Annotated in this window: 17 protein-coding genes, 4 tRNA genes and 3 rRNA genes; 9 read left to right on the top strand and 15 right to left on the bottom strand. The window is 55.5% G+C overall.

Annotated features, from left to right (window positions below; all coding sequences use genetic code 11):
- Positions 1-2: 2 nt before the first annotated feature.
- Positions 3-788 (bottom strand): transporter substrate-binding domain-containing protein, encoded by a 786-nt coding sequence (locus tag AC6I8J_RS03935; RefSeq protein WP_161734531.1) that lies wholly within the window; start codon positions 786-788, stop codon positions 3-5.
- Positions 789-979: 191 nt separating this feature from the next.
- Entirely contained in the window at positions 980-1,819 is an 840-nt protein-coding gene (gene hpxU, locus AC6I8J_RS03930) for a MurR/RpiR family transcriptional regulator HpxU (RefSeq protein WP_222924491.1), read from the bottom strand.
- Between the two features lie 138 nt (positions 1,820-1,957).
- Here hpxU and AC6I8J_RS03925 point away from each other — a divergent pair, with 138 nt between their 5' ends.
- Genes AC6I8J_RS03925 through hpxZ form a run of 4 tightly spaced genes read left to right on the top strand, consistent with a single transcriptional unit; the run spans position 1,958 to position 5,513 of the window.
- Complete coding sequence (locus AC6I8J_RS03925; RefSeq protein ID WP_497825105.1) at positions 1,958-3,544, top strand: gamma-glutamyltransferase family protein; 1,587 nt, start codon at positions 1,958-1,960, stop codon at positions 3,542-3,544.
- 12 nt (positions 3,545-3,556) lie between these two features.
- Entirely contained in the window at positions 3,557-3,739 is a 183-nt protein-coding gene (gene hpxX / locus AC6I8J_RS03920; RefSeq protein WP_222924495.1) for an oxalurate catabolism protein HpxX, read from the top strand.
- A complete protein-coding gene (locus AC6I8J_RS03915; RefSeq protein WP_222924497.1) occupies positions 3,736-5,133 on the top strand; it encodes an AtzE family amidohydrolase in 1,398 nt (465 codons plus the stop codon). Before hpxX ends, AC6I8J_RS03915 begins: the two co-directional genes overlap by 4 nt.
- Complete coding sequence (gene hpxZ / locus AC6I8J_RS03910; protein ID WP_161734541.1) at positions 5,133-5,513, top strand: oxalurate catabolism protein HpxZ; 381 nt, start codon at positions 5,133-5,135, stop codon at positions 5,511-5,513. The genes AC6I8J_RS03915 and hpxZ overlap by 1 nt, the downstream gene beginning before the upstream one ends.
- 49 nt (positions 5,514-5,562) lie before the next feature.
- Here the strand turns inward: hpxZ and puuE are convergent, their stop codons facing one another.
- From puuE to AC6I8J_RS03895, 3 genes are read right to left on the bottom strand one after another with little or no spacing between them, the layout of a single operon-like run.
- Entirely contained in the window at positions 5,563-6,516 is a 954-nt protein-coding gene (gene puuE / locus AC6I8J_RS03905; protein ID WP_161734544.1) for an allantoinase PuuE, read from the bottom strand.
- Positions 6,517-6,550: 34 nt separating this feature from the next.
- The gene (gene hpxA / locus AC6I8J_RS03900) at positions 6,551-7,282 is read right to left on the bottom strand and encodes an allantoin racemase (RefSeq protein ID WP_161734546.1); all 732 of its coding nucleotides are present in this window, start codon (positions 7,280-7,282) and stop codon (positions 6,551-6,553) included.
- Positions 7,279-8,001 (bottom strand): GntR family transcriptional regulator, encoded by a 723-nt coding sequence (locus AC6I8J_RS03895; protein WP_222924499.1) that lies wholly within the window; start codon positions 7,999-8,001, stop codon positions 7,279-7,281. The genes hpxA and AC6I8J_RS03895 overlap by 4 nt, the downstream gene beginning before the upstream one ends.
- Before the next feature lie 144 nt (positions 8,002-8,145).
- Here AC6I8J_RS03895 and AC6I8J_RS03890 point away from each other — a divergent pair, with 144 nt between their 5' ends.
- A complete protein-coding gene (locus AC6I8J_RS03890; protein ID WP_161734550.1) occupies positions 8,146-9,654 on the top strand; it encodes an NCS1 family nucleobase:cation symporter-1 in 1,509 nt (502 codons plus the stop codon).
- Between the two features lie 49 nt (positions 9,655-9,703).
- Here the strand turns inward: AC6I8J_RS03890 and AC6I8J_RS03885 are convergent.
- Positions 9,704-9,780 (bottom strand) — tRNA-Asp (locus AC6I8J_RS03885).
- Positions 9,781-9,914: 134 nt separating this feature from the next.
- Positions 9,915-10,646, bottom strand: coding sequence for a DNA polymerase III subunit epsilon (dnaQ, locus tag AC6I8J_RS03880; RefSeq protein ID WP_013356870.1), 732 nt, complete (start codon positions 10,644-10,646; stop codon positions 9,915-9,917).
- Here dnaQ and rnhA point away from each other — a divergent pair.
- Positions 10,600-11,166 (top strand): ribonuclease HI, encoded by a 567-nt coding sequence (gene rnhA, locus AC6I8J_RS03875; RefSeq protein ID WP_161734560.1) that lies wholly within the window; start codon positions 10,600-10,602, stop codon positions 11,164-11,166. The genes dnaQ and rnhA overlap by 47 nt on opposite strands.
- On the opposite strand, the gene AC6I8J_RS03870 is transcribed toward rnhA, so the two are convergent.
- Positions 11,148-11,885, bottom strand: a complete 738-nt coding sequence (locus AC6I8J_RS03870) for a class I SAM-dependent methyltransferase (RefSeq protein ID WP_150012952.1) — start codon at positions 11,883-11,885, stop codon at positions 11,148-11,150. The genes rnhA and AC6I8J_RS03870 overlap by 19 nt on opposite strands.
- Positions 11,886-11,927: 42 nt before the next feature.
- On the opposite strand from AC6I8J_RS03870, the gene gloB reads away from it, so the two are divergent.
- Together gloB and mltD are read left to right on the top strand one after the other, a co-directional pair.
- Positions 11,928-12,683 (top strand): hydroxyacylglutathione hydrolase, encoded by a 756-nt coding sequence (gene gloB / locus AC6I8J_RS03865; RefSeq protein WP_161734558.1) that lies wholly within the window; start codon positions 11,928-11,930, stop codon positions 12,681-12,683.
- A gap of 71 nt (positions 12,684-12,754) precedes the next feature.
- Positions 12,755-14,131 (top strand): murein transglycosylase D, encoded by a 1,377-nt coding sequence (mltD, locus tag AC6I8J_RS03860; protein WP_013356866.1) that lies wholly within the window; start codon positions 12,755-12,757, stop codon positions 14,129-14,131.
- 108 nt (positions 14,132-14,239) lie between these two features.
- On the opposite strand, the gene AC6I8J_RS03855 is transcribed toward mltD, so the two are convergent.
- Positions 14,240-15,031 carry an endonuclease/exonuclease/phosphatase family protein gene (locus tag AC6I8J_RS03855; RefSeq protein ID WP_161734552.1) on the bottom strand — a complete coding sequence of 264 codons (792 nt, stop codon included), beginning with the start codon at positions 15,029-15,031 and terminating at the stop codon, positions 14,240-14,242.
- Between the two features lie 263 nt (positions 15,032-15,294).
- On the opposite strand from AC6I8J_RS03855, the gene yafC reads away from it, so the two are divergent.
- Positions 15,295-16,197, top strand: coding sequence for a DNA-binding transcriptional regulator YafC (gene yafC, locus AC6I8J_RS03850; RefSeq protein ID WP_161734554.1), 903 nt, complete (start codon positions 15,295-15,297; stop codon positions 16,195-16,197).
- A 144-nt stretch (positions 16,198-16,341) separates the two neighbouring features.
- Here yafC and AC6I8J_RS03845 read toward each other — a convergent pair.
- From AC6I8J_RS03845 to AC6I8J_RS03820, 6 genes are all read right to left on the bottom strand, one after another.
- A tRNA-Asp gene (locus tag AC6I8J_RS03845) sits at positions 16,342-16,418 on the bottom strand.
- Between the two features lie 87 nt (positions 16,419-16,505).
- Positions 16,506-16,621 (bottom strand): 5S ribosomal RNA (rrf, locus tag AC6I8J_RS03840).
- Between the two features lie 197 nt (positions 16,622-16,818).
- A 23S ribosomal RNA gene (locus AC6I8J_RS03835) occupies positions 16,819-19,726 on the bottom strand.
- 207 nt (positions 19,727-19,933) lie between these two features.
- A tRNA-Ala gene (locus tag AC6I8J_RS03830) sits at positions 19,934-20,009 on the bottom strand.
- Between the two features lie 141 nt (positions 20,010-20,150).
- Positions 20,151-20,227: transfer RNA gene (locus AC6I8J_RS03825), tRNA-Ile, on the bottom strand.
- Positions 20,228-20,300: 73 nt separating this feature from the next.
- Positions 20,301-21,840 (bottom strand): 16S ribosomal RNA (locus AC6I8J_RS03820).
- Together the 16S, 23S and 5S rRNA genes with 3 tRNA genes alongside form the textbook arrangement of a ribosomal RNA operon.
- Positions 21,841-22,215: the final 375 nt, after the last annotated feature.

Raw genomic sequence — 22,215 nt, 5'->3', positions numbered from 1 at the left:
CCTCAGGCGCCGAGGTTCGCAGGCAGCGGTGCTTTCAGCCACTCTTCAGAGAGTTTATTCAGCGTGCCATCTTTAATGCCCTGCTCAATCAGTTCATTCACTTTCGCTTTCAGCGCAGGCTCATCTTTCTTCAGGCCGATAAAGCAGGGTGAATCTTTCAGCATAAACTGCGCGACGGGCGCTTTGGCCGGATTCTGGCGCGCAATGGCGGCGACGACCAGGTTGCCGGTCGCAACATACTGCACCTGACCGGAGAGATACGCAGACAAGGTGGTGTTGTTGTCTTCATAGCGTTTCACCTGCGCATCTTTCGGGGCCACTTCGCTGAGCACCATGTCCTCTACCGCACCGCGCGTGACGCCAATCGACTTGCCGCTCAGAGCCGACGCCGCTTTAATTTCATCGCCTTTCGGACCGAAGACGCCCAGAAAGAACGGCGCATAGGCGCGGGTAAAGTCGATCACCTTTTCACGCTCGGGGTTTTTACCCATGCTGGAGATAACCAGATCGACCTTGTCGGTTTGCAGATAAGGCACGCGGTTGGCACTGCTGACCGGCACCAGCTGCAACTTAAGTTTCATCTGCTTTGCCAGATATTTCGCCGTGTCGATGTCATATCCCTGCGGCTGCAGGTCAGTGCCGACCGAGCCAAACGGCGGGAAATCCTGCGGCACGGCGACGCGGATGACGCCGCGCTTCTGGATATCCTGCAATTGATCGGCCAGCGCACTGCCCGTTTGTGCCATCAGTAATGCCGCTGTCGCAACCGCCATCAAAACTTTTTTCATTATGCACCCCGGTGAGATTAACGTGAAACAAAAGATTCTTTGACAAGCAATCTGCAACTAATGTGCCAATCCGGGCGGCAACAGAAAAAGGGTTAAGCGACAGAGAGTTCTACGGAAATAGGGCGTAATCGGGGCAATCACGCCGCGGAAGGGGTGTTCTGAAATGGGGCAAAGCACCAAAACGGTGCCTGTTAACGGTGCTCCAGCTCGTCAAACTGCTGGTAAAGGTCGGCGATCTGATGAATCCGCTGGCGTCCCTGTGCCAGCATTTCATGCAGCAGCGCATTGGCGATCAGGTTAACCAGGCTCATGGCGGCACTGTAACTGTCGAAGGCGGAAACGCTGTCGAGCGGCGTACAGAGCTGCCAGCGTGCCAGCGCAATCACCGTCTGCGCCTGTGGCTCACACAGCGCCAGCAGCGGGATGCCAGCCGTCTGCAGCTGCTGCATCAGTGGGCGAATGATGCGCGGACGACGACGAAACGCCATCACAATGACCATATCGTCCGGCGTGATATCCACCAGCTCCTCAGCCAGCGTCTGGCCCGGCTGCGGCAGAATATGCACCTGCGAACGCGCCTGTACCAGCTGCTGTCGCAGATGCAGCGCTACCGGATAGGCGTTGCGCATGCCGATGATAAAGAGACGTTTAGCCTGCGCCAGCTGCTGAATCACCTCGTTAAAGTGCCGGGCATCCAGGCTGTTTACCCACTGCGTCAGATTAGCCATCTCCTGCTTGTAATGACGTGCCAGCAGCGTATTGCCCTGCACCGCATCCCGGTTATCGGTCAGCGGCATGCCGCTCTGGCGCAGGATGCGAAGCTCATCACGCATATCCTTGTACTTCTCATAGCCCAGACGCTTAAACAGTCGACTGACTGTGGCTTTCGACACGCCACTGAGCCGCGCCAGCTCGGCGCTGTTGTAGCTGATCAGATCATCGAAGTGGTCAAACACGAAGTCGGCAATACGCTGCTCCTGCGGAGAGAGCTGGGCATAGTGACTTCTGAGTCGTTCATCAAGCTGTTTCATAAGGCGTCCTGTAACTTTTGTTTCAGCAGAAGCTAGCACAATTTACGCCAGGTTAACCGGTGCATCGTCAGCGGAGCATGAAAACTGGAACAGCTCTTGCTTTGTTATGGGTTCTGTCACCCAAAGAACGAGAAAAAGATGATTCAAAGCAATATGGCCCCGCAGGGGATGGCGGTAACGCCACACCATCTGGCGAGTGAAAGTGCGCTCGCGGTGCTGCGTGATGGCGGTAATGCCATTGAAGCGATGGTAGCCGCTGCCGCGACTATCGCTGTGGTCTATCCGCACATGAACGGACTGGGCGGCGATGGCTTCTGGCTGATTCTGCCGCCCGGCGGCGGCCCTGTCGCTATCGACGCCAGCGGTGCCGCCGGTTCGCTGGCTCACCGCGATTTTTACGCCGATCACCCGAAGATCCCCCATCGTGGGCCGAAAGCGGCGCTGACGGTGGCCGGTACGGTCAGCGGCTGGCAGGAGGCCCTGACGCTCTCTGCGGAGATGGGCACCCCGCCACTGCCGCTGGCCCGTCTGCTGCGGGATGCGATTCGCTACGCCGCCGACGGCATTCCGGTGAGCGCCTCACAGACCGCCGCGACCACGAACTTCCGCAGTGAGTTGCAGCATCAGCCCGGCTTTAGTGCCCATTTTATGCCCGACGGCGATGTGCCGCAGCCGGGCAGCCGTTTTACCCAGCCCGCGCTGGCGAATACCCTGAGCCAGCTCACCGAAGAGGGACTCGACAGCTTTTATCGCGGTCCGCTGGCTCACCATATGGCCGACGAGATGGCGACGCTGGGCATGCCGGTGACGCTGGCCGATCTGCAGCAGCATCGCGCCCGTCGCACGACTCCGCTGCATCTCGCCCACAGCGAAGGCGACATCTGGAATATCGCTCCGCCGACCCAGGGCGTCGTGTCGCTGGCGATCCTCGGCATCACCGATCGACTGGAGATGGCCGAGGCTGACGACGCACAGACGGTGCACCGCATCGTTGAAGCCACCAAAAAAGCCTTTGCCCTGCGCGACAAACACATCACCGATCCGCGTCACGTCACCGAAGATTTGCAGGCGCTGCTGGAAAGCGATCACCTCGCCACGCTCGCCAGCCAGATCGCCGATGGCGAGGCCGCCGCCTGGGGCAGCGGACGCGGACCGGGCGATACGGTCTGGATGGGCGTAATGGACAGCAGCGGTCTGGCTGTCTCTTTTATTCAGAGCATCTATCACGAGTTTGGCAGTGGTGTGGTGCTGCCCGGCACGGGCGTTACCTGGCAGAACCGGGGCGCGGCGTTCAGCCTCGACCCTGAGCATCTGCTGGCCCTTGCGCCCGGCAAGCAGCCGTTTCATACCCTGAATCCCGCCGCCGCACGGCTGAAAGATGGCCGGACAATGGTGTATGGCGCGATGGGCGGCGATGGACAGCCGCAGACCCAGGCGGCGATTTTCACCCGCCATGTGATTCAGGGCCTGCCGCTGCAACAGGCGGTCAGTGCGCCGCGCTGGCTGCTGGGCCGTACCTGGGGGCAATCGTCAGACTCGCTGAAACTGGAAGGCCGCTTTGACGATGAAACGGTATTGATGCTGCGTCTGTGGGGCCATGAGGTGGAAATGCTGCCGGATTTCAGCGAATCCGTGGGCCATGCGGGCGCGATTGTGCGCCACAGCAACGGCATGTTCGAGGGCGCAAGCGATCCGCGCAGTAACGGCAGCGCCGCCGGTTTTTAACAGGAGCGAATCATGAATCAACACGAGTGGGCCAGCTACATCGGCCATATGGAGCAGATCCTGCAACTGGAACTGGATGACGCCCGCCGCGCTGAACTGCTGATCCAGCTGTCGCGTATCGCGGTGATGGCTGCGCCGCTGATGGCGTTTCCGCTGGATGATCGACTGGAAGTGGCAGGAGTATACCAGGCATGAGATTAGGTGACGTTTCAATTCAGACGCTGCAACAGGCTATCCAGCAGGGTGAGATCAGCGCACTGGAAGTGGCGAAGCGCACGCTGCAGGCAGTTGAGCAGCATAATCCGGCGCTGAATGCCTGGACGGAGGTCACCGGGCCGCGCATGTTAAAAGAGGCCAGCGCCATTGATGCGCAGCGGCAGCGTGGCGAAAAGCTGCCCCCGCTGGCGGGCATCCCGTATGCGGTGAAAAACCTGTTTGATGTGGCGGGTCACAGCACGCTGGCCGGTGCCAGCCTGTTCCGCGATCGCCCTGCGGCACAGGCCGATGCGTTTGCCGTCGGAAAACTGCGGCATGCTGGCGCGCTGCTGTCGGGCATGCTGAACATGGATGCCTACGCGTATGGTTTTACCACCGAAAACAGCCATTATGGTGCGACCCACAATCCGCGCGATCTCAGCCGCGTGGCGGGCGGTTCGTCAGGCGGTTCGGCCGCCGCGGTAGCCGCCGGGCTGGTCCACTTTTCGCTCGGCACCGACACCAACGGTTCGATTCGGGTGCCCGCGTCGCTGTGCGGTATTTTTGGTCTTAAGCCGACCTTTGGCCGGTTATCTCGCAGCGGCAGTCATCCGTTTGTTGCCAGCCTCGATCACATCGGGCCGCTGGCGCGGCGGGTTGAAGACCTGGCGCTGGTATATGATCTGTTACAGGGCGCAGACCACACCGATACGTTTCAGGCCGATCGTCCGGTGGCCGCGACGCTGCCGGGGCTGTCACTGGGCAGCGAAGGATTACGCTGCGGCGTGCTGGGTGGCTTTTTTGCCCGCTGGTGCGATGAGGATGCCCGCGCTGCCGTCGCGGTGGTTGCGGCAGCGCTTGAAGCCCAGGAAGAGGTGCTGATGCCGGACGCAGAGGTGGCCCGCTCGGCGGCGTTTATCATGACCGCCGCAGAAGGTGGCAATCACTATCTCCCTGCCCTGCGTCAGATACCGGAGCAGTTTGAACCAAACTCCCGTGAGCGTCTGCTGGCGGGTGCCATGATGCCAGGTGCCTGGTACGTGCAGGCGCAGCGCTTCCGTCGTCATTTCCAGCAGCAGGTGTTACCGCTGTTTGATCGCTTCGATGTGCTGATCGCGCCGGCGACGCCCTGCAGCGCGATCACTATCGGTCAGCAGACCCTGACGATTCAGGGCGAATCGCTGCCTGCTAAGGCGAGCATGGGGATGCTGACGCAGCCGATCTCCTTCCTGGGATTACCGGTCTGTACCGTGCCGCTGGCGACCCGAAGTGGTCTGCCGATTGGATTACAGCTTATCGCCCGTCCGTTTAACGAAGAGGCGGTGTTACGTGCCGCCTGGACACTGGAACAATGCGGCATCACGATGCCGCAAATCAATATGGCAGGAGCCTGATGAACAGAGAGATTAATTTACCGCAGGTGCTTACCGAGGTGACGGCGCAGTTTTATCGCTACGAGCAGGCGCTGGTCAGCAATGATGTGGCCGAACTGGATGCCCTGTTCTGGCACGACCCGCGAACCGTGCGCCTTGGCGCGGGTGAGAACCTGTATGGCATTGATGAGATTCGGGCCTTCCGTGCCGCGCGTCCGTCAGCCGGGCTGAACCGGACACTGCGCAACACCGTGATTACCACTTTTGGTGAGAATTATGCGGTCTGCAGCACTGAATTTACCCGCACCGGTAGCGATAAAATTGGCCGTCAGCAGCAGACCTGGGTGCGAATGCCCCACGGCTGGTGCATCGTGGCGGCGCAGGTCAGTCTGATGAGCTGACACTGTCCGGCGCTTCGCCCGCTCAACAGGGGCAAGCGCCGGAACCGGCTTACGGTGCCGGGTGCGTGGTGATCCAGTGGTCGGCGATCTGCTGGCGGGTACAGATCCAGACATCGTCATGCTGCTGGATGTGATCAAGGAAGTTCTGCAGCGCGCGGAATTTGCCAGGACGGCCCAGCAGGCGACAATGCATGCCGATCGACATCATCTTCGGCGCGGTTTCACCCTCTTCATACAGCACATCGAACGTATCACGCAGATAGGTAAAGAACTGTTCGGCGGTGTTAAACCCCTGCGGCGAGGCAAAGCGCATGTCGTTGCACTCCAGGGTATAGGGGATAATCAGGTGCGGTTTCACCGTGCCATCCTGACAGGTGACCTGGGTCCAGAACGGCAGATCGTCGCCGTAGTAGTCGCTGTCGTAGCTGAAACCGCCCTGCTCCACCACCAGCCGACGGGTGTTCGGGCTGTCGCGGCCGGTGTACCAGCCGGTCGGCGCTTTACCAAACAGATCCACCAGCACATCGACCGCCTGCTGCATATGCTGACGTTCAGTTTTTGCATCCATACCCTGATAGTGGATCCAGCGCCAGCCGTGGCTGACCACATCGTAATCCGCCTGTTTAATCGCCTCAACGACTTCCGGATGACGTGCCAGCGCCATCGCCACGCCAAACACGGTTAATGGCAGACCGCGTTTCTGAAATTCATTGTGGATGCGCCAGAATCCGGCGCGGGAGCCGTACTCATACAGCGACTCCATCGACATGTGCCGATCGGTATAGCTCGCTGCACCGATGATATCGGAGAGAAACTGCTCCGAGCCGGCATCGCCATGCAGCACGCTGTTTTCAGCGCCTTCTTCGTAGTTCAGAACAAACTGCACCGCCACACGGCTGTTGTTGGGCCAGGCGGCGTGTGGCGGATTAGCGCCATAACCGATTAAATCGCGCGGATAGTTTTTGTTAAAGCTGTACTCTTTCTTCTCTGCAGCGTCAGTCATCACTGGCTTCCTTTCGGGATTCGGAAAAGTTCCGTTAGTTTAGATGCTGAAACGCACCTGAGAGAGGTTTCTGCAAAGGCCAGGCCAGATCGCCATGTTTGCTGGTGCCAAAGCCAAGCGCCACCAGCGATTCGACCATTTTTACTGCTGCACTGACACCATCGATCACTGGCAGGCCCAGTTCCTGGGTCAGCGAAGCAGCCAGCGTCGCCATTCCGCCACAGCCCAGCACAATCGCCCCGCTGCCATCTTCCCGCTTCGCCTGAATGCAGCGCTGCCGCACTTTTTCCTGCGCCAGGCCGCTGCCATCCTCCAGTGCCAGTACTGGCAGATCGATGGCATGCAGCGCGGCACAGTGATGGGTAAAGCCATACTGCTGCAGCAGATGACGCGCAATCACCAGGGTGCGCGGCAGCGTGGTGACAATAGAGAAACGCGTCGCCAGCAGCGTGGCGGTGTGCATCGCCGCTTCCGCAATGCCAATCACCGGTCCGCTGGCCAGCTCACGTGCTGCCAGTAAACCCGGATCGCCAAAGCAGGCGATGACGTGACCGCTGACGCCCTGTTCCCTGCCGAGCCTGATCTGCTCCAGCACACCGATGGCGGCGATCGCCTCATCGAAGTGGCCTTCAATGGAGGGCACACCCTGCGAAGGCGAAACCGCCAGAATTTCGGTACCCGGCGCGGCGACGGCACGGGCGGCCTGGCCGATGGTTTCGGTCATCGCCAGGCTGGTGTTGGGGTTAATCACCTGAATCAGACTCATGAGGCAGCTCCAGAGTTTGCGGCAAACAGTCGGGAGAAATCGGGCAGGGTTTCCCCGCTGCGCTCAAAGTGCAGGCTGGAGACGATATGCTCAAAGTGATGTTGTAGCGCCTGCGTCAGCGGTTCCTGCGCGCGCGCGCGCAGTAACTTCAGCAGATTGTCGTGATCGTCACAGCGGCAGCCGCGCTGCCAGGGCGCGCCATAGGCGGCGATCACCAGCGAGGAGCGCTGCGTCAGGCTGGTCACCATGCCGGTAAGCACCTGATTGCCGGAGATCGCCTGCAGCTGGATATGAAATGCCGCAGAGAGCCGGATCGCTGCCGGACCATCCTGATCGGCAAGCGCCTGGTTCTCCTGCTCGATGAGCTGCTCCAGCGCCACCAGATGGGGAGGCTGCAGATGCGCCAGTACCGCGGGCAGATTAGCGCACTCCATTAAACTGCGGGTTGAGAAGATGTCCCGCGCCTCTTCAACTCCGGGTGTCGCCACCTGCGCACCACGTTTGGGCGTCAGCGTCACCATCTGCACCGCCGCGAGGCGTTGCAGCACTTTACGGATGCCGGTGCGGCTTACACCAAAGACCCCGGAAAGGGCCTCTTCCGGCAATTTGCTGCCCGGCGGTAGCTGATGTTCAACAATGGCGTTCATTAACGCCTGATAGATCCCTTCATCCTTATCCTGCAGCCTGGTGGCGTCTCGCTGGCCTGTTTTACTCGTCATTACCTGCTCCGGTCACTCGCTGTGTGCTACATATCGTATACGTGAAAATTAAATATTGTATACAAGAAAAGAGATCTGGCCTGAATCCTGCAATACCGTCCTACCAGATTATTCATTCCACTTTCAGGTACAGGAGCAGGTTTCATGCCAAATCAATCAACGGTGGCCAGCACGGCCTCTGAAGCCAGTGCCCATTACAGCCCACGGCTCTGTAACGACGACCTGGCACCGACACGCGATCAGAACTGGTCGTGGTACAACATTTTCTCTTTCTGGATGTCCGATGTGCACAGTATGGGCGGCTATGTGGTGGCCGCCAGTTTCTTCACGCTGGGACTAGCCAGCTGGCAGGTGTTGCTTTGCCTGCTCGCCGGGATCTGCATCGTGCAGATCTGTGCGAATCTGGTGGCGAAACCGAGCCAGATGGCGGGCGTGCCTTATGCGGTGATTTGCCGTCAGGCGTTTGGCGTATTTGGTGCCAATATTCCAGCAGTCATTCGCGGGCTAATCGCCTTCGCCTGGTATGGCATCCAGACTTATCTGGCGGCGAACGCCCTGATGCTGGTGCTGCTGAAGTTCGTGCCTTCTCTGACGTCGATGACCGTGCCGCACTGGCTGGGCCTGTCGCTGCTGGGCTGGTGCTGTTTCGGGGTGATGTGGTTACTGCAGGCGATGGTGTTCTGGCACGGCATGAACGCCATTAAACGGTTTATCGATGTCGCTGGACCAGCGGTTTATGTGGTGATGGTCGCGCTGGCGGGCTGGATTGTATACAAGACCGGCTTTGACGGGATCTCCTTTACCCTGGCAAGCAAATCGCTGACCGCGGGCGAGCAAACGTGGCAGATGATTACGGCCACGGCGTTGGTGGTCTCCTACTTCTCCGGGCCGCTGCTGAACTTCGGTGACTTTTCACGCTACGGCAAGAACATGTCAGAGATTCGCCGCGGCAACCGCTGGGGCCTGCCGTTTAACTTCCTGCTGTTCTCTGTGGTGACGGTGGTGATTGTGTCAGGCACGCAGTCGCTGTTTGGCAAAATGATTACCGATCCCATCGAAACCGTGAGCATGGTTGGCAACGATCTGGCCGTTGCGATCGGTCTGCTGACCATGATTACTGCCACTATCGGCATCAATATCGTGGCGAATTTCGTTTCACCCGCTTTTGACTTCTCCAACTGTTCACCGCAGAAAATCAGCTTCCGTACTGGTGGCATGATCGCTGCCGTTGGCTCGGTGCTGTTAACACCATGGAACCTGTTCCAGTCGCCTGAGCTGATTCACTACACGCTGGATGTGCTGGGATCGTTTATCGGGCCGCTGTTCGGGATTCTGCTGACCGATTTCTATCTGATTAAACGTGGACGTATTTCGGTCGACGATCTGTTTAACGACACACCTGCAGGCCGTTACTGGTATCGCGGTGGCTTTAACCCTAAAGCGATTGGCGCGCTGCTGCCGTCGGTGGCAATTTGCCTGGTGATTAGCTTTATCCCTTCCCTGCATCAGGTAGCGAACTTCAGCTGGTTTATTGGTGCCGGTCTGGCGGCAGGCTGCTATCGCTTTATCGCCCGTGAAGATCGCGAGGCGGAGGATGTGACCCGCTGGCATAGCGAGGGAATGGCGCAGAAGAAGCAAGCCGCGGCTGAATAGCAGACAGCAAAAAGCCGATTCATTTCTGAATCGGCTTTTTTAAAGAGATTGGCGGAACGGACGGGGCTCGAACCCGCGACCCCCTGCGTGACAGGCAGGTATTCTAACCAACTGAACTACCGCTCCGCGCTTTGTTCCCCGTCGGGAACGAGGCGCATAGTAATGGCAGCCTGTTACGGCGTCAATGCTTTTTCCGACCGAACAAATCGTTTGCTGTTTTTTTCAGCTTGCCGCTGATTTTCTCAACAAAATCACGCAATTCAGCCGCGCCACAAACAGCTGCCGCCTTTTTTCATCACCAGATCCAGACGGGATTCATGAGCAACCACCTCTTCTTCGCTGGCCGTGACCACACGCAGTGCAGAAGCGGGACGCACGATGCGCTGGATGCTCTCTCCCTGAGCCTGTCGGGCGCTTTCACTCTCCGATAAAAAGGAGAGAGAGGTCTGCCCGCCGGTCATGGTCAGGAACACTTCTGCCAGAATCTCGGCATCGAGCAGTGCGCCGTGCAGGGTTCGTTTGGTGTTGTCTATTTCGTAACGTGAGCAGAGCGCATCAAGGCTGTTACGCTTGCCGGGAAACATTCGACGCGCCAGTGCCAGGCTGTCGGTAATTTTGCAGAAGGTTTCGGTTTTCTCAATGCCGCGATTCAGCTTTGAAAATTCGTAATCCATAAAGCCGATATCAAACGGCGCGTTATGGATGACTAATTCGGCACCGCGAATGTAGTCGAGAAACTCATCGGCGATTTCGCTGAAGGCGGGCTTGTCGGCCAGAAACTCATCGGCAATGCCGTGGACGCCAAAAGCTTCGGGATCGACCAGCCGATCGGGCTTGAGATACATATGGAAATTGTTACCGGTCAGGCGACGGTTAATCACCTCTACCGCACCAATCTCAATGATGCGGTGCCCCTCATAATGTACCCCGATCATGTTCATGCCGGTGGTTTCAGTATCGAGAACGATCTGGCGGTTATTTGCAGTGCTCATAAGACCCGTTTTATGTCAGACTTGGCGTTTTTTAAGAGGAAGTCTACCAGAGATGCGCAAACAGGTAGAGATATTCACCGATGGATCCTGTCTTGGAAATCCCGGTCCCGGCGGTTACGGGGCGATTTTACGTTACGGTCAGCATGAGAAAACCTTCAGCGCGGGCTATCGCCTTACCACTAACAACCGGATGGAGCTGATGGCGGCGATTGTCTCGCTCGAGGCGCTGACCCAGCCGTGCGATGTGGTGCTCAGCACCGACAGTCAGTATGTGCGTCAGGGGATCACCAGCTGGATCCATAACTGGAAAAAGCGTGGCTGGAAAACCGCCGATAAAAAGCCGGTGAAGAATGTCGATCTCTGGCAGCGTCTCGACTTAGCCCTCAGTACCCATAAGATTCAGTGGGAGTGGGTTAAAGGCCATGCCGGACACCCGGAAAACGAGCGCTGCGATGTGCTGGCCCGCAGCGCGGCGGAAAATCCTGCTTTTGAGGATATCGGCTATAAAGCCGAGTCCTGATCCTCTGCTTTCCGGAACTGACGTGTGGCATTGACCGTCTGACGAATCTTGCTGGTACTCAGGCTCTTCTTTGCCCGGGTCGGCAGCAGCGGGAAGGTTCGCTTGCGCGCCACCACAATATTCAGACACCCCAGCGCCGGTAAGTGGGCGCTGATCAGTTTCCCGCCCTGCTGATGCCATGGCAGCACCTGAAATCGGGTGCGGTAGACCACCTCATAATTCAGTAGTCCCAGCCAGTCGAGCAATCGCATCTGGCTGAACATCCGCCCGCTCCAGGGGGCTTTACGAGTTAATCCCGGTACCATTTTACTGACGCCGAGCAGGCTGAAAGGATTGAAGCCGCTGATGATCATCCAGCCATCGTCGATTAATACCCTGTCTACTTCGCGTAACACCCGGTGAGGATCCTGACTCCAGGCAAGCGTATGGGCAAGCAGACAGGCATCAATCGATTTCGACTCAAACGGCAATTGCATCGGGTCAGCCCGCACCTGTAATAGCTCGCCTTCGCTGCCCACATTGACCTGATGTGAAATAGCACAGTTTTCGGTGTTGATTTCTGCGCTGAGGTTGCCAAGCTTAAGCATATGAAAGCCATAAAGCTTTCCGAGATAAGGCTGAAGCTGCTGCGTTAGCGCGTCGCGGAAGTAATCTCCCCACGGCATGTTACGCCAGGACAGCGGTGCGTTCAGAACCTGGCGTGATTTAGCGGGCTTCATGCTTTACGCTCTTCCTTTTCCTACGACCTGCGAGAGGTGATGATGAATCTTACCAGTATTCCTGCGTTGCAGGACAACTACATCTGGACGCTGAATGATGATGAGGGTAAATGCCTGATCGTTGATCCCGGCGAAGCTCAGCCAGTGTTAGAAAAAATGGCGTCAAACGGCTGGCAGCCAGTCGCCATTCTGTTGACTCACCACCATAACGACCATACGGGCGGCGTGAAAACATTATGTGAGCACTTCCCTGACCTTGAGGTCTACGGCCCTCGGGAAACCGAAGCGAAAGGGGCCAGGACGATAGTCAGCGAAGGCGATAAAGTCACCGTACTGGGCCTGACCTTCAGAGTGATCCATACTCCTGGTCACACTTTAGGACATATCTCATATTACAGCTCGCCTTATCTTTTCTGTGGCGACACTCTCTTTTCAGGCGGGTGCGGACGCCTTTTTGAAGGCACTCCAGAGCAGATGTATGATTCCTTTCAAAAGCTTAACCAGCTACCAGGTGAGACTTTAGTCTGCTGTGCGCATGAATATACTTTATCCAATCTGAAGTTTGCTGCGGCTATTCTGCCCCATGACCCGCAAATAACGGCCGAATATCAGAAAATTAAGGACTTACGCGCCGAAAATGGCATTACTTTGCCAACAAAACTGGCGCACGAACGGTCAATAAATTTATTTCTTCGTACGCAAGATATTGATTTACAAAGGGCATTAAACGTTAACATTACTGATGAACCAGTATGGCGGACATTTGCCGTTCTACGCGAAAAGAAAGACGCTTTTTGATTTTTCGGGTTGTGTTGTGAAAAGTCGTCACGTATAGTTGCTCGTCTTTTAAGCGAACTATTGACACACACATGAAGGCTAAAGCGATCTTACTCGCCTCAGTCTTGCTGGTAGGATGTCAGGCGTCCAGGAACGATGCCAATATCCCCGAACAGCATGCACAGAGTCTGTCTTCAGCTGGTCAAGGTGAAAATGGAAAGTACGGAGACGAGTTTTTGTCGCCGCGATGGCAGGAAGATGGAACTGGCCTCGCAGCAGACGCAGATCTCTGGAGTTTCATTAGTGACGAGTTGAAGATGGGGATTCCGGAAAACCCGGCAATCCGCGAACAAAAAAGTAAATTTTTAAAAAATAAGAGCTATCTCCACGATGTAACATTACGGGCAGAGCCGTACATGTACTGGATAGTCGAGCAGATACAGAAACGTAAAATGCCGATGGAACTGGTACTGCTACCCATAGTGGAGAGCGCTTTTGACCCTCGCGCAACCTCATCCGCCAATGCCGCTGGTATCTGGCAGATTGTTGCAGCTACGGGTCGAAATTATGGTTTGAAACAAAACCAGTATTACGATGGGCGACGTGATGTAGTCGCATCCACGAAAGTTGCGCTGGATATGATGCAGCGTCTTAATACCATGTTTGACGGTGACTGGTTACTGACCATTGCTGCTTACAACAGTGGTGAAGGACGGGTGCTCAAAGCGATTAAGCAGAATAAGGCGCGCGGTAAGCCGACTGACTTCTGGCATTTATCGCTGCCACGCGAAACCACCGTGTATGTGCCTAAAATGTTAGCCTTGAGTGAACTGCTCAAAAATAACAAGCGTTACGGTATCAAACTGCCGACACCGAATGAAAGTCGTGCTCTGGCACGAGTGGAAGTGGGTCAGCAGATACAGCTGACGCAGGCTGCCGAAATGGCGGGTATGTCGCTCACGAAACTGAAGAGCTTCAATACCGGCTACAAAGGCGGTGCAACAGCGCCAAACGGCCCGCACTACATTATGGTGCCAAAGTCGAACGTCGCGAAATTGCGTAACTCACTGGCCTCCGGTGACATCGCAGCGGTACAGCCTGTGCAGCTTGCGAAAGCCAGCGCGAGTGGCGGGTACAAAGTGCGACGGGGTGATACGCTTTCGGGTATCGCCGCTAAACTTGGCGTTAGCGTCTCGACACTGAAGCAGGAAAACAACCTGCGCGGTGCTGATATCCGACCGGGTCAGACGCTGACCATCGGTTCGAACGGCACCCGACTGGCTGATAACGGCAATAGCATCACCTATCGTGTTCGTAAGGGTGATTCTCTTGACAGTATTGCCCGTCATCACGGCGTCAATATCAAAGACGTGATGCGCTGGAACAGTGTGCTGGACAGTGCGAAAGATATTCAGCCCGGCGATAACTTAACGCTGTTTGTGAATAATAACGCTACACCTGATACCTGATACGTTGAAAAGGCTGACAATTGTCAGCCTTTTTCTTTCATCCATCTGCCACGATTTACTCATTACCCTGCCCGCTTCTTCTTCTGCAGGCACATTCAATGCACCGGATTAGCTTCCTGAGCTAAACTCCACCAGTAACGGGTTATGATCGGAAGCGCGCGTCACCAGTACGGATGCCTCACTCACTCTGAGATCGCGATAGAAGACGAAATCCAGCGGGCGACCAAACGCTTTGCGGCGATGATCGGCCGTAAACATCACCTCTTCCAGCTTCATCCGCTGTGCAAACCGATAGAGCGCATTGATGCGCTGACGGCTCCAGGCATTGAAATCCCCGGCCATGATGACCGGTCCCTGATGATGCATGATCTGCTCGCCGATAGGCCCCAGCTGTTTACTGTAGACGTCGACACCCAGGCTGAAGTTAACCGCATGGATGTTAACCACCATCAGCATTTCTCCCGCAGGCAGAGGATAAGCCGTAACCAGCGCCGATTTTGACAGCCTCAGCAGAGGCTCACGTTCGCGTAAGGGGCAACAATAGACCGGATGGGCAGAAGCGAGGGTCATTACGCCAGAGGGATGCTGAGGCAGCACAAAGGCAGGCACCTGATCGGCAGCCAGATAATTACTGGTGGCAAACTGCACCAGTTCAGGTGTGGTCTGCGCTTCCTGCAGTAACACCAGATGGGCATCCTTACCAAATCCTTCCAGCACTGACATCCAGTCTGCACGCTGCTGCTTGAAGATATTCCATACCAGAACTTTAAGGTTTGGATGCGCGGGCAACGGTGCGCCGGGTGGCAGTGCCTGGCCGAGATGGAGCATCGCGCCAGGTGGAAAAATCTGCTCCACTGGTTGTCCTGCTACATATCGCATTGCATAAGTTTTTTTACGCACTTTCCCGCCTGGCTGATAATTCAAAAATACAGTTAACACCTGTCTGTTATAGGGATTCTAGACCGATGTTTCAATGGATGCAGGTGAATGTCAGAATTCATCACGCTTTTCCAGAATAAGGCGTTACTTTAAGCTCGCTAAGCTAAACGAGGCAGAACCTGGCCACATCAACGGTGTCATCATTGAGGACGCCTGTACTGGAGTTATGCCAGTATAATCGTCCATAAAATAGCTAAATATCTGCGACATGACAGGGAGGAAGAATGAAGGCATCTTCTGACGAACTCAAAGTGTTTGTCAGTGTAGTCGAGAGTGGAAGTTTCAGCCGCGCTGCTGAGCAGTTGCAGATGGCTAATTCTGCCGTCAGCAGAACCATAAAAAAACTGGAAAACAAGCTGGGCATTGCTCTGCTAACCCGTACCACGCGACAGCTGGCACTTACGCAGGAAGGTGAACGCTATTTCCGCCATGTTCAGCATTTTTTGCAGGAGATGACGACCGCAGAAAGCGATTTGATAGAAAGCTTACAGGAGCCCAAAGGGTTACTGCGCGTTGATGCCGCGACACCGGTTATTCTGCATTTGCTGATGCCGATGGTTAAGCCCTTTCGCCAGCGCTATCCCGGGGTGACGCTTTCGTTAATCTCATCTGAGAGTTTTATCAATCTGATTGAACGGAAAGTGGATATTGCGATTCGTGCTGGCAATCTCACGGACTCAACACTACGCGCCAGATTACTGTTCAATAGTTTTCGCAAAGTTGTCGCCTCCCCTGCCTATCTCCATGAGCACGGTGTCCCACAAAAGGTGACCGATCTGGATAACCATCATTGTCTTGGCTTCGAAGAGTCCCCGAGGCTCAATCGCTGGCCCATTGCACGTGAAAGCGGCGAACTTTATGACATCGACTGGGCTATCTCTTCGAATAGCGGAGAGACAATTAAGCAGCTCTGTCTTACCGGCAATGGGATTGCCTGCCTGTCAGACTATATGATTGATCGTGAGGTCGCGGAGGGATCACTGGTGGAAGTGCTGGCCGATCAGCGTCTGCCGGTCGAGATGCCCTTCAATGCGGTCTACTACAGCGATATCGGAGTAAGCCAGCGTGTGCGGGCTTTTATCGATTTTCTCAGTGAGTGGACAGCTGCGCAGCCGTGGCGCACGTGACATCTATAAGAGCAGGCCTTATCGGGGTCTGTTGCTACAGTATGATCCTGGAGATCGAAGATAATCAGCGCGGATACTTTTTCCGCGATGAATTTGCTGCAATGGAAAAAGCCCTGACCGTTAAGTCAGGGCTTTCCAATTAAGTGGCGGAACGGACGGGGCTCGAACCCGCGACCCCCTGCGTGACAGGCAGGTATTCTAACCAACTGAACTACCGCTCCACCGATTCTTTCACGCTTATCAGCAACCGGCTGATAACCGCCTGTTCCCGTTATTTTCCCTGTCAGAGGAAAAGGAACAAATTTGATGCCTGGCAGTTCCCTACTCTCGCATGGGGAGGCCCCACACTACCATCGGCGCTACGGCGTTTCACTTCTGAGTTCGGCATGGGGTCAGGTGGGACCACCGCGCTAAAGCCGCCAGGCAAATCTTGGTGCACGAAACGAATCTTTTACGCCATGACCGCGTTGCCATCGCTCAGCCACACCGGTCACATACCTCAGTATGCTCCCGCTGATGTCTTCGCTCTGCGCCTTGCCACGCCGCAAAATCTTTCGTTTCCGCTAATTTTATCCGGTACAGGCTGAAAATCGTGTCTCTCAAAAACGCCTCTGGCGTTGTAAGGTTAAGCCTCACGGGTCATTAGTACCGGTTAGCTCAACGCATCGCTGCGCTTACACACCCGGCCTATCAACGTCGTAGTCTTCAACGTCCCTTCAGGACTCTCAAGGAGTCAGGGAGAACTCATCTCGGGGCAAGTTTCGTGCTTAGATGCTTTCAGCACTTATCTTTTCCGCACTTAGCTACCGGGCAGTGCCATTGGCATGACAACCCGAACACCAGTGGTGCGTTCACTCCGGTCCTCTCGTACTAGGAGCAACCCCCCTCAATTCTCCAGCGCCCACGGCAGATAGGGACCGAACTGTCTCACGACGTTCTAAACCCAGCTCGCGTACCACTTTAAACGGCGAACAGCCGTACCCTTGGGACCTACTTCAGCCCCAGGATGTGATGAGCCGACATCGAGGTGCCAAACACCGCCGTCGATATGAACTCTTGGGCGGTATCAGCCTGTTATCCCCGGAGTACCTTTTATCCGTTGAGCGATGGCCCTTCCATTCAGAACCACCGGATCACTATGACCTGCTTTCGCACCTGCTCGAGCCGTCACTCTCGCAGTCAAGCCAGCTTATGCCATTGCACTAACCTCACGATGTCCGACCGTGATTAGCTGACCTTCGTGCTCCTCCGTTACTCTTTAGGAGGAGACCGCCCCAGTCAAACTACCCACCAGACACTGTCCGCAGCCCGGATAACGGGCCTACGTTAGAACATCAAACATTAAAGGGTGGTATTTCAAGGTTGGCTCCACGCAGACTGGCGTCCGCGCTTCAAAGCCTCCCACCTATCCTACACATCAAGGCTCAATGTTCAGTGTCAAGCTGTAGTAAAGGTTCACGGGGTCTTTCCGTCTTGCCGCGGGTACACTGCATCTTCACAGCGAGTTCAATTTCACTGAGTCTCGGGTGGAGACAGCCTGGCCATCATTACGCCATTCGTGCAGGTCGGAACTTACCCGACAAGGAATTTCGCTACCTTAGGACCGTTATAGTTACGGCCGCCGTTTACCGGGGCTTCGATCAAGAGCTTCTCCTTGCGGATAACCCCATCAATTAACCTTCCGGCACCGGGCAGGCGTCACACCGTATACGTCCACTTTCGTGTTTGCACAGTGCTGTGTTTTTAATAAACAGTTGCAGCCAGCTGGTATCTTCGACTGGCTTCGGCTCGGGGAGCAAGTCCCTCCACCTACGCGCCAGCGTGCCTTCTCCCGAAGTTACGGCACCATTTTGCCTAGTTCCTTCACCCGAGTTCTCTCAAGCGCCTTGGTATTCTCTACCTGACCACCTGTGTCGGTTTGGGGTACGATTCTGTGTTACCTGATGCTTAGAGGCTTTTCCTGGAAGCTGGGCATTTATCACTTCAGCACCGTAGTGCCTCGTCGTCACGCCTCAGCGTTGATAAGGGACCGGATTTACCTGGACCCTCCGCCTACACGCTTAAACCGGGACAACCGTCGCCCGGCTGATATAGCCTTCTCCGTCCCCCCTTCGCAGTAACACCGAGTACAGGAATATTAACCTGTTTCCCATCGACTACGCCTTTCGGCCTCGCCTTAGGGGTCGACTCACCCTGCTCCGATTAACGTTGAACAGGAACCCTTGGTCTTCCGGCGAGCGGGCTTTTCACCCGCTTTATCGTTACTTATGTCAGCATTCGCACTTCTGATACCTCCAGCATGCCTCACAGCACACCTTCGACGGCTTACAGAACGCTCCCCTACCCAACAACACATAGTGTCGCTGCCGCAGCTTCGGTGCATGGTTTAGCCCCGTTACATCTTCCGCGCAGGCCGACTCGACCAGTGAGCTATTACGCTTTCTTTAAATGATGGCTGCTTCTAAGCCAACATCCTGGCTGTCTGTGCCTTCCCACATCGTTTCCCACTTAACCATGACTTTGGGACCTTAGCTGGCGGTCTGGGTTGTTTCCCTCTTCACGACGGACGTTAGCACCCGCCGTGTGTCTCCCGTGATAACATTCTCCGGTATTCGCAGTTTGCATCGGGTTGGTAAGCCGGGATGGCCCCCTAGCCGAAACAGTGCTCTACCCCCGGAGATGAGTTCACGAGGCGCTACCTAAATAGCTTTCGGGGAGAACCAGCTATCTCCCGGTTTGATTGGCCTTTCACCCCCAGCCACAGGTCATCCGCTAATTTTTCAACATTAGTCGGTTCGGTCCTCCAGTTAGTGTTACCCAACCTTCAACCTGCCCATGGCTAGATCACCGGGTTTCGGGTCTATACCCTGCAACTTAACGCCCAGTTAAGACTCGGTTTCCCTGCGGCTCCCCTATACGGTTAACCTTGCTACAGAATATAAGTCGCTGACCCATTATACAAAAGGTACGCAGTCACCCCCGTAAAGAGGGCTCCCACTGCTTGTACGTACACGGTTTCAGGTTCTGTTTCACTCCCCTCGCCGGGGTTCTTTTCGCCTTTCCCTCACGGTACTGGTTCACTATCGGTCAGTCAGGAGTATTTAGCCTTGGAGGATGGTCCCCCCATATTCAGACAGGATACCACGTGTCCCGCCTTACTCATCGAGCTCACAGCACGTGTGCTTTTGTGTACGGGAGTATCACCCTGTACCCTGCGACTTTCCAGACGCTTCCACTAACACACATGCTGATTCAGGCTCTGGGCTGCTCCCCGTTCGCTCGCCGCTACTGGGGGAATCTCGGTTGATTTCTTTTCCTCGGGGTACTTAGATGTTTCAGTTCCCCCGGTTCGCCTTGCAGCACTATGTATTCATGCTGCAATGATGCACAGAGTGCACCGGGTTTCCCCATTCGGACATCGACGGCTGTAGCGGTTCATATCACCTTACCGTCGCTTTACGCAGATTAGCACGTCCTTCATCGCCTCTGACTGCCTGGGCATCCACCGTGTACGCTTAGTCGCTTAACCTCACAACCCACAGGCGTTTTGCAACGCTGCAGACTGCAGGGATTTGAGAGACTCGAACGTGCCGCGTTTTTCATTCTTGTTACGGAGAATGAAAGCGACACGTCGTTTCAATTTTCAGCTTGTTCCGGATTGTTAAAGAGCATAATACTTCGCAGCACACCGTTGCCGGTACGCTCTGAAGTATTCAGAAAAAACAGATAAACGGTATGGTGGAGCTAAGCGGGATCGAACCGCTGACCTCCTGCGTGCAAGGCAGGCGCTCTCCCAGCTGAGCTATAGCCCCATACAGTTACTGCAGAGACCACTACTACCAGGAGTAACATTCTTCATGTAAAGAATGCGATTTTTTCTCAGGCAAGGCGTGTCGATGCGAAGCATAGTGAACTATGCGAGCCGTCGACACAACGCAGCATGAGGACAAATCTGGTAGGCCTGAGTGGACTTGAACCACCGACCTCACCCTTATCAGGGGTGCGCTCTAACCACCTGAGCTACAAGCCTGTAGAGGTTTTTTCTGCTCGTTACTTTTTATCAGACAATCTGTGTGGACACTGCGCCGGAAGGTATCTTCAGGTAAGGAGGTGATCCAACCGCAGGTTCCCCTACGGTTACCTTGTTACGACTTCACCCCAGTCATGAATCACAAAGTGGTAAGCGCCCTCCCGAAGGTTAAGCTACCTACTTCTTTTGCAACCCACTCCCATGGTGTGACGGGCGGTGTGTACAAGGCCCGGGAACGTATTCACCGTGGCATTCTGATCCACGATTACTAGCGATTCCGACTTCACGGAGTCGAGTTGCAGACTCCGATCCGGACTACGACGCACTTTGTGAGGTCCGCTTGCTCTCGCGAGGTCGCTTCTCTTTGTATGCGCCATTGTAGCACGTGTGTAGCCCTACTCGTAAGGGCCATGATGACTTGACGTCATCCCCACCTTCCTCCGGTTTATCACCGGCAGTCTCCTTTGAGTTCCCGACCGAATCGCTGGCAACAAAGGATAAGGGTTGCGCTCGTTGCGGGACTTAACCCAACATTTCACAACACGAGCTGACGACAGCCATGCAGCACCTGTCTCACGGTTCCCGAAGGCACTAAGGCATCTCTGCCGAATTCCGTGGATGTCAAGAGTAGGTAAGGTTCTTCGCGTTGCATCGAATTAAACCACATGCTCCACCGCTTGTGCGGGCCCCCGTCAATTCATTTGAGTTTTAACCTTGCGGCCGTACTCCCCAGGCGGTCGACTTAACGCGTTAGCTCCGGAAGCCACTCCTCAAGGGAACAACCTCCAAGTCGACATCGTTTACGGCGTGGACTACCAGGGTATCTAATCCTGTTTGCTCCCCACGCTTTCGCACCTGAGCGTCAGTCTTTGTCCAGGGGGCCGCCTTCGCCACCGGTATTCCTCCAGATCTCTACGCATTTCACCGCTACACCTGGAATTCTACCCCCCTCTACAAGACTCAAGCCTGCCAGTTTCAAATGCAGTTCCCAGGTTAAGCCCGGGGATTTCACATCTGACTTAACAGACCGCCTGCGTGCGCTTTACGCCCAGTAATTCCGATTAACGCTTGCACCCTCCGTATTACCGCGGCTGCTGGCACGGAGTTAGCCGGTGCTTCTTCTGCGGGTAACGTCAATCGGCGCGGTTATTAACCGCACCGCCTTCCTCCCCGCTGAAAGTACTTTACAACCCGAAGGCCTTCTTCATACACGCGGCATGGCTGCATCAGGCTTGCGCCCATTGTGCAATATTCCCCACTGCTGCCTCCCGTAGGAGTCTGGACCGTGTCTCAGTTCCAGTGTGGCTGGTCATCCTCTCAGACCAGCTAGGGATCGTCGCCTAGGTGGGCCATTACCCCGCCTACTAGCTAATCCCATCTGGGTTCATCCGATAGTGAGAGGCCCGAAGGTCCCCCTCTTTGGTCTTGCGACGTTATGCGGTATTAGCCACCGTTTCCAGTGGTTATCCCCCTCTATCGGGCAGATCCCCAGACATTACTCACCCGTCCGCCACTCGTCACCCGAGAGCAAGCTCTCTGTGCTACCGTCCGACTTGCATGTGTTAGGCCTGCCGCCAGCGTTCAATCTGAGCCATGATCAAACTCTTCAATTTAAGTTTGATTTGCTTAAACAAGTTAAGCGGTGCTCATCTGTAAAACGTCATAATGAATTTCATTATGTGTTCACTCGTGAGGCTTTGATATTTTTGTGCGTCCAAAGACGCTGATATCAATCCTGCGAGTGCCCACACAGATTGTCTGATAAATTGTTAAAGAGCAGTGCGAACAGTGCGTTAGCGTCCTGTCGCGAGGTGGCGTATATTACGCTTTCCTCCTGCAGAGTCAACCTCTTTCTCAGAAGTTTTTCTCCGGCGGCGCAGTCTCCTGTGCCTCTTAACCCGTCATCCCGTTGCCGGTTTGCCGTGTCAGTGGAGGCGCATTATAGGGAACGGCTCAGATAGCGCAAGTGCAAATTGAGACTTTTTTGC

It is taken from the genome of Pantoea sp. X-Soil-ISGK-355 (assembly GCF_059730805.1).
The sequence above is the reverse complement of the archived record's forward strand: the minus strand, read 5'-3'. Positions and strand labels throughout refer to the sequence as shown.

Coding starts and splice junctions, on each gene's coding strand:
- AC6I8J_RS03925 (WP_497825105.1), top strand. CDS start 1,958: ATGATTCAAAGCAATATGGCCCCGCAGGGGATGGCGGTAACGCCACAC.
- puuE (WP_161734544.1), bottom strand. CDS start 6,516: ATGACTGACGCTGCAGAGAAGAAAGAGTACAGCTTTAACAAAAACTAT.
- AC6I8J_RS03870 (WP_150012952.1), bottom strand. CDS start 11,885: ATGAAGCCCGCTAAATCACGCCAGGTTCTGAACGCACCGCTGTCCTGG.
- AC6I8J_RS03935 (WP_161734531.1), bottom strand. CDS start 788: ATGAAAAAAGTTTTGATGGCGGTTGCGACAGCGGCATTACTGATGGCA.
- hpxA (WP_161734546.1), bottom strand. CDS start 7,282: ATGAGTCTGATTCAGGTGATTAACCCCAACACCAGCCTGGCGATGACC.
- mltD (WP_013356866.1), top strand. CDS start 12,755: ATGAAGGCTAAAGCGATCTTACTCGCCTCAGTCTTGCTGGTAGGATGT.
- hpxZ (WP_161734541.1), top strand. CDS start 5,133: ATGAACAGAGAGATTAATTTACCGCAGGTGCTTACCGAGGTGACGGCG.
- dnaQ (WP_013356870.1), bottom strand. CDS start 10,646: ATGAGCACTGCAAATAACCGCCAGATCGTTCTCGATACTGAAACCACC.
- AC6I8J_RS03890 (WP_161734550.1), top strand. CDS start 8,146: ATGCCAAATCAATCAACGGTGGCCAGCACGGCCTCTGAAGCCAGTGCC.
- hpxX (WP_222924495.1), top strand. CDS start 3,557: ATGAATCAACACGAGTGGGCCAGCTACATCGGCCATATGGAGCAGATC.
- hpxU (WP_222924491.1), bottom strand. CDS start 1,819: ATGAAACAGCTTGATGAACGACTCAGAAGTCACTATGCCCAGCTCTCT.
- AC6I8J_RS03915 (WP_222924497.1), top strand. CDS start 3,736: ATGAGATTAGGTGACGTTTCAATTCAGACGCTGCAACAGGCTATCCAG.
- yafC (WP_161734554.1), top strand. CDS start 15,295: ATGAAGGCATCTTCTGACGAACTCAAAGTGTTTGTCAGTGTAGTCGAG.
- AC6I8J_RS03895 (WP_222924499.1), bottom strand. CDS start 8,001: ATGACGAGTAAAACAGGCCAGCGAGACGCCACCAGGCTGCAGGATAAG.
- gloB (WP_161734558.1), top strand. CDS start 11,928: ATGAATCTTACCAGTATTCCTGCGTTGCAGGACAACTACATCTGGACG.